Source organism: Vibrio orientalis CIP 102891 = ATCC 33934 (assembly GCF_000176235.1).
Lineage (GTDB): Bacteria > Pseudomonadota > Gammaproteobacteria > Enterobacterales > Vibrionaceae > Vibrio > Vibrio orientalis.
Genome location: NZ_ACZV01000004.1, coordinates 394,722 through 410,363 on the forward strand (window position 1 = coordinate 394,722; position 15,642 = coordinate 410,363).

At 44.1% G+C, this 15,642-nt stretch carries 3 protein-coding genes; all 3 read left to right on the top strand.

Annotated elements, in window-relative coordinates; genetic code table 11:
- Nucleotides 1–152: 152 nt before the first annotated feature.
- From VIA_RS05375 to VIA_RS05385, 3 genes are read left to right on the top strand one after another with little or no spacing between them, the layout of a single operon-like run.
- Nucleotides 153–11,123: a DUF11 domain-containing protein gene (locus tag VIA_RS05375; RefSeq protein ID WP_004411546.1), complete on the top strand. Its 10,971-nt coding sequence runs from the start codon at nucleotides 153–155 to the stop codon at nucleotides 11,121–11,123.
- Nucleotides 11,124–11,147: 24 nt separating this feature from the next.
- On the top strand, nucleotides 11,148–14,681 hold the full coding sequence (locus VIA_RS05380) for a hypothetical protein (RefSeq protein ID WP_038211333.1): 3,534 nt from the start codon (nucleotides 11,148–11,150) through the stop codon (nucleotides 14,679–14,681).
- 9 nt (nucleotides 14,682–14,690) lie between these two features.
- Entirely contained in the window at nucleotides 14,691–15,608 is a 918-nt protein-coding gene (locus VIA_RS05385) for an OmpA family protein (protein WP_004411548.1), read from the top strand.
- Nucleotides 15,609–15,642 lie beyond the last annotated feature (34 nt).

Genomic DNA, 15,642 nt, shown 5'->3' on the forward strand with positions numbered 1-15,642 from the left:
TATCTCGACTAAAACAAATTTCTAATGTGATAGCAGCACGCTCTAATAAGGATAACATCGTTTTGTTTAACTCGTTTAGTTCAAAACTATACATATATCTTTCTTTGCTCATGTCTATGGTGTCCCTGCAGGCCTATGCTGCGGAGATTGAGGTGGCGGTTTCTTCTACCACCGCGACCTATCAGAATGGTCAGAGTATTGATTACACGATCACTGTAAAGAACACGACGGCAAAAACACTTCGAGATGTTTCGATCAAAGACCTACTTTGGGATGAGCTAGCAGATGGTGAAAGTGGGTCAGTAAAAGCATTTAGTTCACTAACTATTATACCTGATACCAGTTGGGGTTCTAATCCGGGAAGTTTTATACAGAGCGATGCTAACCTAGATGTAAATGACGCGGTAATCTTGCCGTTTGGTCACGTTGAATATCAAGTACAAGCAACGGTAAGCAACGATGTCGTTGGAGTGATAGAGTTAGGCGATACGATCGTTAGTGCCGATATTGATGGGGATGGCAACCAAGAAACATTTACTCCTGCGGGCAAGAGTACATTTAGCCCTGTGCCGTACCAGTATGAAATGTATCTTTCAGTCGACAAACCACAGTATCAGGTGGGAGACTCGCTGACTTATACGCTAGAAGTGGTTAATACTGGTAGTTACTTAGTACAAAACCTCTCGATCGAGCAGTTGTTTGCGTCACTCAGTGTCGAGGATATGAGTGGTGGCACGTCTTCACCATTTTCCAGCGTTGAGATTAGTGGCAAAAAGTCAGGAAGCCTAAGTAATTTGGGTTCGTTTGCAACGAGTGGAGACCTAAAAGTTACAGGTGCTTCTATCGCTAAAAATGAAAAGCTCACCTATACGATAACCACAACAGTAAACAACAACCTTGTCGGAGATGTCATCACTTCGGCGAAAAGTCATACCAAAGATGGTGATGTCGACAGCATAGAGCTGACGACGCCCCCTGCGCAGCCACAAGTTTCAATAGAACACACTATTAGTAAAACAAGTGCCTACTTAGTCAATGGGGAACGTGTCTTTACCATCACGGTAAGTAACACGGGCCTAGGTATCGCGCACAACTACCATGTAAAGCAGAATATTGCTGATCTTGTCTCTAACCTAGGCTTGGGTAACAACCTTAAGGCAGAACATGATTCGACAGATGTCAGTGGTAACCCATTTAGTAATTGGAACATTGATGTAACGGATGCAGGGGCCAATAGCCAATCGCGTTATAAAGATAGCGGCACTCAAACCAATGTCCCTTTTGATGATACCGTTTCTTTGTTCCCAGGCGAGTCTCTTACGTATGAAATAAAGGCAACACTATCACCCGTTGCAATTGGCGCGGTTCAGGGCGCAAATGCTGGAGTGTACGATTCAACAGATGCCTTGATTCAAGATGCACAGATCTCGAAATCTTTTACTGCCGAGAGAACACTCAATGTTGACGATTCCGAGATCAAAATAGTTAAAACAACTAAAGATACTCAGTATGTACCAGGTGAAACGGTTGATTACGAAATTAAAGTAACCAACTCTTCGTCGAAATATTTTGCCAACGATTTGTTGGTTGTTGATGATTTAGGTTGTGTGCAGACTGAACAAGCGGCAGGTGCGGGGCAGGGACAAGCATTCAAGCGATGGAAACTAGAGCCAGTTAGTGCAGAAGATGACCAAGGAACCGATCCTGGCAGATATAACTACGGTTCTTGGATGACGAGCCCTGTTACGGTGTCACCTGACATTGCTCCGGGTAAGAGTATTACCTATAAGCTGACGGCAGAAGTTAATGAATCGAGCGTTGGCCTGATTATCGACAATAATCCGGCGTGTAGCGACAACGTGACCGAAGATGGGTCAGGTATACAAATGCCTGATGATAACCTGCGTGCAAGTAAAGATGTGGATAGTCGTTTCTATTCAGCAGGCGATGTTCTTACCTATACGATTCGCATCGACAATGATGGTGATGGTTTTGCTGATCAAGTTTCTGTAGTAGATAAACTAAGTGAAGTAAAGACCACGTCGGTTTTTGGTCCTGAGATTGATGCGTATAAGAGTTGGACGATTACCGCTGATGCTTTTCGCAGTGACGGTTCGGGCGCCACTTCCTCAGTAACGGGTATTACTGGTGAAATCAAAGACATCGATCTGGATGTTGAAGCGACATTGGAGCCCCATAGTTACATCATCTATACCGTTGAAGCGGTGACTAGCCCAATATCGAACGGCCATATCCAAAATAGTGTCACAGTAGATGGCTCAGTCTATGCAGACCGTGGCTCTGATCCAAAAGACTTTAAAATTGAGCTGAATAAAACAGTACGAACAAACAATGATTCAGGCTTTCATTCTGAGCGTACCAGCTACTCTAAGTTAGACAACCAGATTATTTACAAAATTCACCTAAAAAATGCCAAAGGCAATGGCTACGCGACAAATGTAAAATTGGTCGATGAAATTTCTAAGATATCTGCAGGATTATTAGAGCCGGATAGTAGCTCAAAACAGGTGTTTTCTTCTTGGACAATTGGCGCTGAGATTCTTTCTGACGATCCTGATCTAGTTGGCAACGCGGCGGAGACGAAAGTTGGCGATTTTGAAGATAATAAAGATATCAACCTTACTGCTCAAATAGCGCCGAATACCGAGGTTGTATACACCATTATCGCTCAAATCGATCGTTCGGTGAGTAACGAGATCATCTATAAGAGGTTTGATAATACTGCAACCATCGAAACACCTGATTCCGATTCACAAAGTGGTGCATCTGACACTGTTACGGTGCACCCAAAAGCACCTGATGTGGTTGTAATTAAAACGACTAAAGAGAATCAGTTCTTCCCGGGACAGCAGGTAGAGTTTGATGTTACGGTTTACAACCGCGGCGCAGGTTACGCAAATGAGGTGGCAGTTAAAGATGACATTATAGGTATGGATGCATTTTCTAGCTGGACGATTACTGCAAGTACCGATAGCAACAACACCACTTACAAAACAGGTAGTTATGCTGGTAATCCGTCTAACTACCCTGCAACTGGTAACATCAATACTAAAATCGATATCGACCCTAAAACATCTGATGGCCCCGGTTTTGTCAAATATACGATTCGTGGCATAGTCAAAAACGACTATAAAGAAGATGAAATTTCGAACACCGTCGAAATACACGACCCAGTCAACAACTTAGACCAATCCGCATCGGCAGAAATTGGTGATAGCGGTGACTCTAAGCTCAATGTATCTATTTTAAAGACCGCAGATCGAACCCAGTTTGTGCCAGGCGAAGATGTGATTTACTTCATTACTCTGCAGAACAACAGTGATAACGAAGCAACCTCACTTAAACTAGGCGATCCGTTAACGGAAATTCGCTCAGTACTTGCCAACAATAAGAACAATCGATTTGCAGATAGGCACAATCAATCACCGTTTGAATATTGGCAATTTGACTATGCAGATGGGGCTGAGTGGCAACCACAAACCAATAAAGATCTTATCTACCCAGAAGCTGATGATGAGACTTTCTCGCTAGCGCCAGGTGAAACCCTTACCTTTAAGATTAAAGCTCACGTTAAAGATAATGTGATTGGCACTGATGATGGCCTTGGATTAAAACAAATCATCGCGAACGATGCGTATATTTTCCGTGACTACAATCTTGTCACCGAGCAATCACATGTCTCTCACCATGAGATGCAGAGAGTGGATAGTGGTGGCGCAGTGACTCGCACATTGTTGGTTAATGGCAAAGAGAGTCGAAACTACGCGCCAGGTGACACGCTCACTTATAAAGTAAAAGTCTCTTCAAACCGTGGCTACTACAACAACCACCGTGTCTTCGAAGACATTAAAGGCGTGAACGTTTTATTGCTTGACGGCACTAAAGCTAATCCATTTAACGACACGTTTGCGGTCGCTGTAACTAAAGATGACGCGAATGGTGGGGATGGCACGACTGACGGCACGTTAGATGGAGTTGTTGAAGACAATAAAAACATTGATACAACCATCGACGTAGCTGGTGGTGACTACGTACTGTACAGCGTAGAAGGGGTTGTGCGTGGTGACGCGTCAGGTGATATTACTATTGGTGGTCTTACTGTTGAACCGTATGACTACCACCTAACGTTCAGTAAAACGGTAGAACAGAAAAACTATCAGCCGGGTCAGCCATTAACTTACCACTTGACGATTGAAAATGATGGTAAAGGCAACGCACACGAGATACCTATCGAAGATAAAATCTCTGAAATTCGTACTGAAATGCTTGATGGCCCTGAAGATGTTGCGTTTCCTCATGGGTGGACTATCGAATCTAAGGTTCTAGGTGGCAGTCCTTATGCTGAAGTGGATCTAGATGGCACTCTTAAAGACAACGCAGATATCAACACTCGCATCTCCGTTCCTGCTGGCGAAACGATTGATTATGTCGTGACAGCCGTCGTCAACGAAAATGCGGTTGGCAATATTGTTAACTTACTTAAGGTCGATGGCGATACGGTGAGCGCGGAATCGAAGCCTGATACCGAGAAGTATGACTTTGAAAAACACCTAACCAAGTATTTAGATCAAGATGGTACAACCGAATTGTCCGGCGGCTACACGCCGGGTGGTTACTTGGTGTATGAAATTACGCTTAGAAACCAGCATAACGTCCACCTAAAAGACATTCCAATTGTCGACGATATTAAAGGTATTACTACCGACTACTATGATGGCTCGATTGGTCAAGCTTTTGATTCGTGGACGATTACCACGGAAGTTGATAACAGTAAATTATCGGATGCGGGTTCTGTCAGTGACAATACCAATATCGATACGGAATTTGATATTGCAGGTAGTGAGTTCGCTACTGATGGCAGTGGTGCATTTGTTAAGTACACCATCAAAGCAAAGATCTCTGAAAAAGCGGTGGGTTCAATCCAGAATCGAGCCAAAGTCGATGACACGCATAACTTAGATTCTGAACGAGCTGATATGCTTGCAGCTGAGTTGAAGAAATCACATGTTGCTTATACAGACAACAGCTTAAGTACCAAGAAAGATACATATAACTTTGACCCAACCAGTCACGGTGCTGAAGTCGTTTATAAACTTCGTTTAGAGAATAAAGGCAAGGGTACGGAGTATGGAGCTTCACTGAAAGAAGAGTTCTCCAAAATTGAAAATCGACTGGCGCAGAATGCTGCAGGTGAAAGTAACAATCAAACAGGTCCTGTGTTTGACGAGTTTGGGTGGAAAGTTTCAGTCACCCAATCAACTGAACTTGTGACGACGATCGGAACCTTTGCTAGTGATAAAAATGTAGATATCGACATTCCTGAGCTTTCGATTGCGGCTGGCGGTTGGATTGAGTTCATTATCGAAAGTGAAATTCGCCATGATGCTTTGGAGAATGTAGTTGCAACGCCATACTACAATAATTCAGCTTTTGGAAAGTCTACGATTAAACCTGATGCGCAAAACTTGCATGTAGAGAAACAAATTGTCTCTATTGGTGGTCGACCATATAAAGATGGCGATACCTACAAGCCAGGTGAAGAAGTCGTATACCTACTTGATGTGAATAACCAAGCTAAAGTTTGGGCCGACCAAACTCGAATCCAAGATATTATTTCTAATATTCAAGTTGAAGTACTTGGCGGTTCGACAGAACAAGCATTTAGCACGTTTGCAATTAGTGAAACCATTTCACAGGGGCTCAACACTAAGGTTGATACCTACTTACCGCCGTATGATGCAAACAGTGATCTAGATGTGACGACAGACATTGGTCCAGCAGAAGACATCCAGTTCACGATCAAAGGGACAATCAGAGACGATGCACTAGGTGATATTGACGCGAACAACGCCAGTGCTGGGGGTAAAGATGTTCATACCCCTGTGATCCCACCTGTTGCACCTAATTTAGTATTCGAGAAGTTAGTTACCAACACGACAGCAGATAGCAGCAGTTGTTCTTTCCCGTCGAACACAGGTGCAGGATGTGAATACAATCCAAGCGGACAAGTGAGCTATACCATTTCTGTTGAAAATAATGGTGAAGGTATCGCCAACGATGTAGCGATCATAGACAAGCTTAACTCGATTGTGACCTCTACTGGAGCAAAAGCGTTTAGCAGTTTATCAACCACAGTAATTGAACAACCAAGCCCTGATCGCTTCTCTATCTCAGGTAACTACTCTGGTAGTAAGCCTCTCGATGCGACGTTTGACTTAATGCCGGGTGACAAGGTGGTATTTGGTCTGTCAGGAAGCGTAGATGATGATGCAACTGGCACGATCACTAACGTAGCAACTGTTGGTGGTAAAGACTCGAATGCTATTGTGTTAGGGCAGGGTGATGCAGAAATTCTTGCGTCTAAGAGCACGGATACACCAAGTTATGTTCCGGGTGGTGAAGTACGTTATACCATGTATATTGCCAACAAGGCTGACACCAATGCGGATGTCAAAGTGGAAGATGCTATTTCGAAGTTCTTAGTTGAAACGGCTGATGGCACTATGCAAACCGCGTTGAAGTCTTGGTCTACAACGGCGACGTTTGTGAGCAATGTTGGAGCGGCGCACAATGATGCAAGTGCTATTCAAACGACAGGCGACATTAACGCAATAGTTAAGTTAGGTGCAGCAACTCCGGCAGAGCCAACGATTCTAAAAATTGATGTGGTCGGTGATGTACGTGATGACGCAGTGGGTAAGTTTGGCAACACGCTGTATGTCGATAGTAAACAGTACGACTTGAAACAGCATTATATTTACCCAGAGCCGGGTAGTTTATCGGTAAGTAAAGAGGCTTCGATTTCACCTGCAGTTTATGCTCCAGGCGATAAGATTGGCTTTGATATAACTATCGAGAATACTGGTGTAGGTTACCTGCAAAACTTAACCGTCGAAGATTTAGTCAAAAATATTGGAAGTGATGTAGTGGGTAGCCCACGTCCAGGTCGAGTGTTCGATTCATGGGATAGCGCGAGCAGCTCTATAACGATCGTCGATTCGGGAGCGAGCGCTTCACATACTATCTCGCAGACCGACTTCGGTAGTGCTGATAGCTTTAAAGGTGAGTATCAGCTAGCCCCAGGCTCGAAGATTCAACTGCACTTAGAGGGCACTGTTAAAAGCAATGTTATCGGTGAAATCACCAACAAAGTGACTGTGGCGGCGAAAGGCGTTAATGAAGTTACTGATAGTGCCACTTATTTACCGATTGATGCTGAAGTGACAGTGTCAAAAGAAGTAGATAAAGACGTGTACCAAGCTGAGGACGAACTGGTTTATACCATTGTACTAACCAATACTCAGCGGGTATGGGCAACAGATGTACATGTGACAGACTTTGTTGATCGTATTAGTGCTGAAGCGATTTATGGCAACTCGATAACTGTTTTTGAACCAGGCACCATTGATATCAGCGCGGCATCGGCTAAGGGCACAACAGTTCTTCCTGCACTTTCTGGTGACTTTATCAATAATATGGTCGATATTGCGCCGGAAGACGTGGTGACAGTCACAATCAAAGGCACACTAAAACCAGAAATAATCGGCGAAGTGAAGAATGTGGTGGATGTCGAATATGACGGTAAGTCATTGTCTGATGAAGCGCTCAGTAAACCACTAGTACCTGCAATTTCGGTAACGAAAACGCCGATTGAAGAGTTCTATACACCAGGCTCAATTAACGGCTTTGTCATTACGATTGAGAACAAAGACGCGGCGTTTGCCAACGATATCGAATTAGAAGATCTCATTTCAAAGATCATGGTAGAAACCGTGGATGGTGTCGATAAACCAGCCTTCAGCCGTTGGGAGTATTCCTTTAAAGCGAATGACCCAATGACAACGGTTGATGCGAGCGGTACTTTTGCCTGGAATAGCGATATCAACAATACGATCGACTTAGCGCCGAATGACACCATCACTTTCACCATTCGTGGTGAAGTTAATGACCGCGCAATTGGTGATATTAATAACACAGCTAAGGTGAAATACGATGGTAAAGACAGTTCAGCAAGTGCAGTGATCAAGCCGAAACCAGCTGATATTACAGTGACGAAAACAGCGGATAGAGAATTCTATCAAGCTGGTGAGCCCGCTCAGTTTGTGGTTACTGTAAGTAACCAAGGTGAGGGCTTTGCTGACGATGTTGCGATTAAAGATATCATGAACGATGTTTTGGTTACTTTGGTTGATGGCAGTACTGGAACAGCTTTTGAAAGTTGGACGATTAAGACCGAGTTAAGTGACATCAATTCTAGCCTGACTGTCATGCCAAGTGGTAATAACTCTGACATCGATACCCTAGCAGATATAGCACCAAATAGTACGGTGACGTTTACCATTGATGGCATAGTTAATCGTTATGCGACAAGCGATATTCTTAATAATGCCACGGTTAATTTTGCTACTGGCCCGCAAAAGAGTGCAGATGCGTTAATTAAACACCGTCCGATCTCTTTGAAACTAGAGAAGTTTGTTGGTGAAACAGGTTCAGACACTGAAATGAGTTATGAGCCGGGCAAGCCAGCAACATTTAGAGTTATCCTGACTAACCAGAACGAAGCGTTCGTCGGTGGGATCCAATTGAAAGACCTGCTAGGTTCACTGGAAGTGGACACAGTAAACGGTGCTCGTGAGCCTGCGCTGGAGTCTTGGTCTATTAAAGTCAACAAAGGCAATGAATTAACCACTATCTCGCCAGACCCAAGTGGTACTAATCGAGAGGTTGATTCTACGGTAAACCTTGCACCTAATGATGTATTAGAGCTTATTATTACAGGCCAAGTGAACAGCTTTGCTAACGGGCAGATCGATAATAAAGCGAGTATGCTGGTTAATACTGGACGAGTAGACCGTTTTGCTGCTGTGGCGAGTCTACTTCCTGAGCCTGACAACGTCATTATCACTGAAGAAGCGGATAACCCTATCTATTCGGCGGGTGAGCCAGCAACGTTCCGCGTCAAGTTGTTTAACGACAGTAAAGGCTTTGCCAACGATGTGTTATTGAGAAACGCTATCTCGCGTATGAAGGTTCAGACTAAGCCTGATTTGTCGACCGGTGACCGAGAAGTAGTGAACGCGTTTACTGATTGGAAGATTGAATCGAAGAGCAGTGACCCTCGTTCAAACATCAACGCTGGTACTTTGTCAGATAACAATGACATAACCATTGGCGGCGATATAGCTCCGGGTGATACGGTTGAGATTGCGATTACCGGTACGACAGATCCACGTGCGATGGGTGAGATTGTCAATACTTCATTCAAGATCGATGAATCGGACGCTGCGCCAGCGCCTGCTCCGTCAAGCCGAGATGCGCGAAATGCCAACATCGAATCGGTGAGTGCGATGATCACGCCGAGAGCCGTTAGCTTTGCCGTCGATAAAACCACCACTAAGGGTGAGAATGCGCAATATACTAACGATGATTCAGAGCTTACCTATGTATTGAAAGTCAGTAACCAAGGTTCATCAACCATCACAGGAACTAAGATGGTTGATGAAATTAGTAAGCTTGCGGGTACTAACGGTAACCCTCTGTTCACATCGTGGAAAATGAGCATTGTGGAATGGCCGACAGGGCAAAATAAAGGTGAGTTTACGGATAAAGATCTGCTACTGCCTGACAGTGGACCTTCGTTAGATCTGCAGCCTTACATGGGCAATGGTTATGTAATCACTATTACTGGCCAGTTGAACAAAGGCTTAGATGACAATATAACCAATACCTTTACTGTGACAGACCCTGCAACCGGAATCAGTGCTTCTGATGATGTAACGATCCATGTGAAGAAGTTTGCCGATAATGAAGGTGAGCTAGAAGTTACCAAGGAAGCTCTACAAACCGACGCTCAAGTTGGTGATGTAATCGAATACGAAGTGACTATCTTCAATAACAATGAATCAGAGTTTAAAGATGTCAAACTTGTCGACCGTTACCCATCAGGCTTTGCGTACGTCCCTGGTTCTACCGAGCTAGTGAACAGCGGGCCGGATGGTGAGTTTGATACTGGCGATGACGTGATTAAAGTCGATGATCCTGCGGTAACAAACAGCTTAACCTTCAATGTTGGTGACATGCTAGCTTACGGCAGCAGTGAAAAAACCATTACTGAAAAAGTGCGTATTCGCTATTTGCTAAGGGTGACCGTGGGCGCTACGTTCGGCAAGTATGTCAACAGTGCCGTAGCGATGTCACCGCCAGAAGGCCAGACTTCAGGTGCGTTAGAAGAGAAATCCAACACAGCGACAGCGACAGTAGAAGTATTGCCAGACAAAGTGTTCGATACCGCTTCTATCATCGGTAAAGTGTTCGAAGACCATAACGGAGACGGTTTCCAAGCAGATGCGACAGCGTTTGATATTCAGATCGTGGCAAACATACCTAACCGCGATTATATCGCGGACTCGACAGTGTTGATTAAAGAGGGCAAGGAGATCCGTTTAACGGATATAGATCACGTGATTAAAGAGTCTAAAGAGCCAATGAATCAACATAACTATGCTCATGATAGCCTTTCTAATCAATTGTCTAAGGTGCAGCCGTTTGACTCAGTATTGGTTAAAGGGTTTGAGATAGACAAATTATTTGGTTTGTCGCACAACCGAACGCTGCCGAAAAGTAATAAAGTGATTTTCCAGTTTGAGACTCGCAGTGATAAGAGCTTTAACTTTAGCGTTGTCACGGACTCAGGGACACGTCTGATCTTTGACAGAAAAGGCAATATTGAAACGCACTATGTTGGTGATAAGAAGCAGGAGTTGTCAGCCGAAAATCTAGACGTTACGCGCAATCTGTATCGTGATGGCGACCACTACCTATGGGAAATTATTATCGAGAACAAAGGGGTGTACGAAGATGGTGTTCCTGGCGTTAGGTTGCTAACCGTTGAAGGTATTGTGATTGAAACAGACCAGTACGGGCGATACCACGTTCCTGACCAGTGGGTTCTCGATAAAAAAGGAAAGAACTTCTTAGTTAAAGTTGATACAGACTCCCTTCCTACAGGAATGAAAGTGATTAGTGAAAACCCTCGTGTACAACGAATTTCACCGAATAAACTGACCAAGTTTAACTTCAGTGTTGCTGTTGAGGGAGAATAAGTAGTGCCAAATATTAATAAACAAATGAAGACACTCAAACTTAGCAAATTAGCAGTGGCCGTTGCAGTGGCGATGCCGCTGCTCGCAATAGCAAAAGATACCAGTAAACTAGAAAAGCTTGATACGGATACCACTGGTATTGAAGTCGAGCTGCATCAGCAAGAAGACAGTTCCCGAATCTACCTTGAAGAGGGGGCAATCTGGGCGAGCCGTGATATCACTCGTTTTGAGCCGGTTCTGGATGTGAGTGTTGGTGATGAGCTCGAAGTGGACCAAGGAAAGCTTGCCGATAGCGTTAACTTCACCATAAGTTCGAACTACAGCTACTACATGGATCGCTACCAGATCGAAATTTACCGTGGACGTGACCGCTCATTATCGCAGCCTTTAAAAGTTCTCACTGGCACTGAAGTCGCCAATGATATCGATATTGAATGGGACGGTACGACGGATGTTGATTACCAGTTTAATGTCGGAGAGCAACTTCAGTTCCGTTTTAAAGCGTGGGATAAAGACGGCAACATGGATATCACCACAATTGGTGTAATGGACCTAGTTAAACCTGACTCTGAAGTGGAAATTGATCGCAATGATAGCGAGGACGAACTTTCACGCAGTTTTGGTCGTGCCCAGTTGATGCGTCACAATATCCCAACTAACTCAGGGTTAGCCAAGTTTATCGGGACTGGCCTGAAGGGCGTTGATAAAGTCGTTATCGGCGAAGATGAGTTTGATATCGAAGATGGTGAGCTTTACGCAGAGCAGTTCTTGCCAGCCGATGCTTATATTTTCCCGACTAAAGTTGTGTTTGATAATGGCGATGAGCGCCGTTATCAGCTTTACGTTCGTATTCCAGATACTTACTACGCTCAAGCCGGTTTGGCGGATATGTATATCGGTAAAAACCGTGTGACGGGAGATACTGGCGCGCTAGGCGTTAATGATCAATACCAAGATGACGTCTACAATCAAGGGCGAATTGCTTATTTCAGCCAAGGTAAATTTGGCGATAAGCTTCGCGTAACGACGCACTTTGATAGTAAAGACGGTCAAATCAAGGACATCTTTAAGCACCCGTTCGCCGCAGACGACTCGAGTGTGTTTGATATTTTGGAAGATGATGATGAGCTTTACTATGGTGATTACGGTGACGGCGCCAATATCCATAAAGTGGTGAATACTAAAGGTAAAGTTTATTTAGATATTGAGTACGATAAGTCACAAGTATTGTGGGGTAACTACAACACCGGTTTAACGGGTACTGACAACAACGACTACAACCGCAGTCTGTATGGTTTTAAAGGTGATTACCGTACTCGCTCGACCACTAAATTTGGTGATGACAGACTCAACGTCGTGGGGTTTGCTGCATCAGCAGACTCTTCATTTGCTCATGATGAGTTTTTAGGTACTGGCGGTTCGCTTTACTTCCTTCGTCATGGAGAATTGGTTCCAGGTAGTGACAAAGTCTACGTAAAAGTGGTCAATAAAGATTCCGGTATCTCTGAGAAAGAGGTGCCGCTTCAATCTGGTCGTGACTATGATATTGACCCTTACCAAGGCCGTATCATACTGACTCGCCCACTCAGTAATATCATTTCAGATAGCTTTGGTTCGGTGATCGATGACACACCAACTGATGGCTACGAAAACTACTTAGCTGTTGATTATGAATATGTTCCTCAGGGCTCTGAAGTAAAAGATACCATGACATATGGCGGTCGTATTAAAGGCTGGGCAAATGACTACATTGGCATTGGCGCTAACTATGTTTCGGAAGAAAAAGACGGCCAAGACTACGAAGCTTATGGAACGGATCTTACCTTAAGAGCAACGGAAGGTACTTACATCAAGGCAGAATTTGCCCAAAGTGAGGGACGTCAGACGGACTCAAACTTTGTTTCCTTTGATGGTGGTTTAACCTTTACTCCGATTGGTACCGATCTAGACGAGCGTAAAGGCAACTCGATACAGGTTAAAGGTGTGGCGAATTTATATGACATCGCACCTAACATTTTTGGCCTTGTCGGCAATGATATTAAAGCGTGGTACAAAGAGAAAGATGCGGGTTATAGCTATGCTAGCCAAAGTGACGATCTAGAGCAGCTGTCCTATGGCTCAGAGCTTCGCCTCCAAGCGACAGACCGTTTAAGTTTTGCCACTCGCTATACCTCGATTGAAGAAACTGAGATTGACGGTACCAAGCAAACCGATACCCAGCAGGCTGAACTAGAAGCTCAGTTCAAAGTGACCGAACATATTAAGGTTTCGGCCGCAGGTAAACAGGTGGATGAACTAAACCGTGAAAACGAGAAAGGTAAGGGGACATTAGCGGGTCTTAGAGCGGATTATATTTGGGACTCTGACAACAGTGTCTACGTGAAGGGCCAAACGACGGTCGATAAAACCGACCAATATGATGATAACGACAGTGTCTCTATTGGTGCAGAGTTTAGAGTATTAGAAGATCTTACTTTAGGTGCTGAATACACCACAGGCGACCGTGGTGATGCGACAGAGGCGACTGCAAGTTATGACATAACGGACAACTACACCACTTACGTGACATACACCGATGATAACTACGAAGGTGAGAATAATGTTGTTGTAGGTCAACGTGCTGACTTAACCTCTAACGTCGACTTTTACCAAGAAAACCAATTCGTTGATGAGAACAACGGCAAAGGTCGGATTGATTCGTTCGGTTTTGGCTATGATATGACTGACGATATCGATTTTGGTATCGGTTATCAGCAGGGTGAAATCGAGAAACGAAATGAGATTGACCCATCTAAGCTAGAAGTCACTGAGCGAAAAGCAACCACGTTAACTGCGAATATTGATATCGATGACGTTAGTTTGAAGCATAAGATCGAGTACCGTGTTGATAAAGGCAACGAGAACGTAGACCCTGACCGCAAACGAGTCGATCAATTTGTTACCACTAACCGTTACACTCAAAACCTAACGGAAGAGTACACATTATTTGGTAAGTTTAACTACTCCAAGTCTGTCAGCAAGGATACCGATAAAACCTTAGCGCGCTTTGTAGAAGCAACAGGTGGATTAGCCTATCGCCCAATTTACAACGACCGATTGAACCTTTTGAGTCGCTATACCTATATAGCTGATAAAGACAACCTTGATCGTGAAGTCGATTACTCGGATGAAGAGTCTCATATTGTAGAAGTTGAGGGGATTTACTCAGTAAACGCTAAAGTTGATGTTGGTGCTAAATACGCACACAAAGACAAAAAAGAGACCTTTGAGCGAGCATCAGGTAATAATGAGGTCGTTGAAAGCAACATTAACCTCTATGGTCTGAGCGCCTCATACCATGTGATCAAAGAATGGGATGTTACCGGTGAGTACCACTGGAAAACCGATACGCTCAACGATGAACTTGAACATGGTGCACTTATTTCGGTGAATAAGCATCTATCTGATAACTTCAAGATCGGGGTCGGGTATAACTTCTCAGGGTTTGATAGTAACTTAGCGAATGATGATGACTATGATGCTAAAGGTGTCTTCATCAACCTTGTCGGTAAGATCTAAAGGAATAACATGAAAAATAGATATAACGCTTCAATGACTTTAGCGGTTGCTCTAGTGGTTTCGGCATGTTCAACGGATACTTACGTGAGTAAGGAGAACATCGACAAGTTTGGCGATCCGTTGGTAGAAAAGTTTCTAATTAGAGAGTGTATTGTTCCTGAGAGGGATATTCGTATCGCGATGGCCTCACACTTTGACTTTGATAAATCTGAACTAAAAGAACAAGACAAACAGAGTATCGATCGCCTGATTAGCAGTATTCGTAAGTTACATGGGCAAATTGCGATAGTGGGCCATACCGATTATCAAGGCAGCGATGATTATAACGTTAAGCTATCTCTACGTCGTGCAGAGGCTGTGAAAGCCTACATGCAAACCCAACTTGATGCGAGCCGCTATGATTGGGAAGTGAAGTATTACGGCGAATCGAAGCCATTGGTTGAAGGTCAATCAAAGCAAGCGAATGCTGAAAACCGTCGCGCGTACGTGGTGTTTGAACAAACACAAACTCAGCAAGAGAATGAGTTTTGTGCACCACCAGAACCTCAGCGCAAAGTTTTTGTAGCAATGACCTCTCACTTTGGCTTTGATGAGGCAAAGCTAAAGCCAATCGACAAAACAAGTTTGGATGAATTTGCAAACCAGTTGAACGGTCTCAATGGTCGAGTCTTGATTGCTGGTCATACCGACTACCAAGGATCAATCAGTTACAATGAAAGACTTGCTGAGCAACGAGCGGAATCCGTCTTGCAATATTTGCAAACCAAACTAGACCCTAACCAATTTGTATGGGAAGTTAAGTCATTCGGGGAACTAAACCCAGTGACACAAGAGCAAGATCTGGATGCTAATGCGCTCAATCGTCGAGCTTTTATTGTCTTTAAAGAAGGTGATTTACCAGATCTCGCGAGCGAGAGTAACGAATAGAACCAAACAGGGGCGATTAACGCCCCTTTTTAAT

Bases quoted from the DNA above. Each gene is read 5' to 3' on its own strand.
- VIA_RS05380 (WP_038211333.1), top strand. From the start codon at position 11,148: ATGAAGACACTCAAACTTAGCAAATTAGCAGTGGCCGTTGCAGTGGCG.
- VIA_RS05385 (WP_004411548.1), top strand. From the start codon at position 14,691: ATGAAAAATAGATATAACGCTTCAATGACTTTAGCGGTTGCTCTAGTG.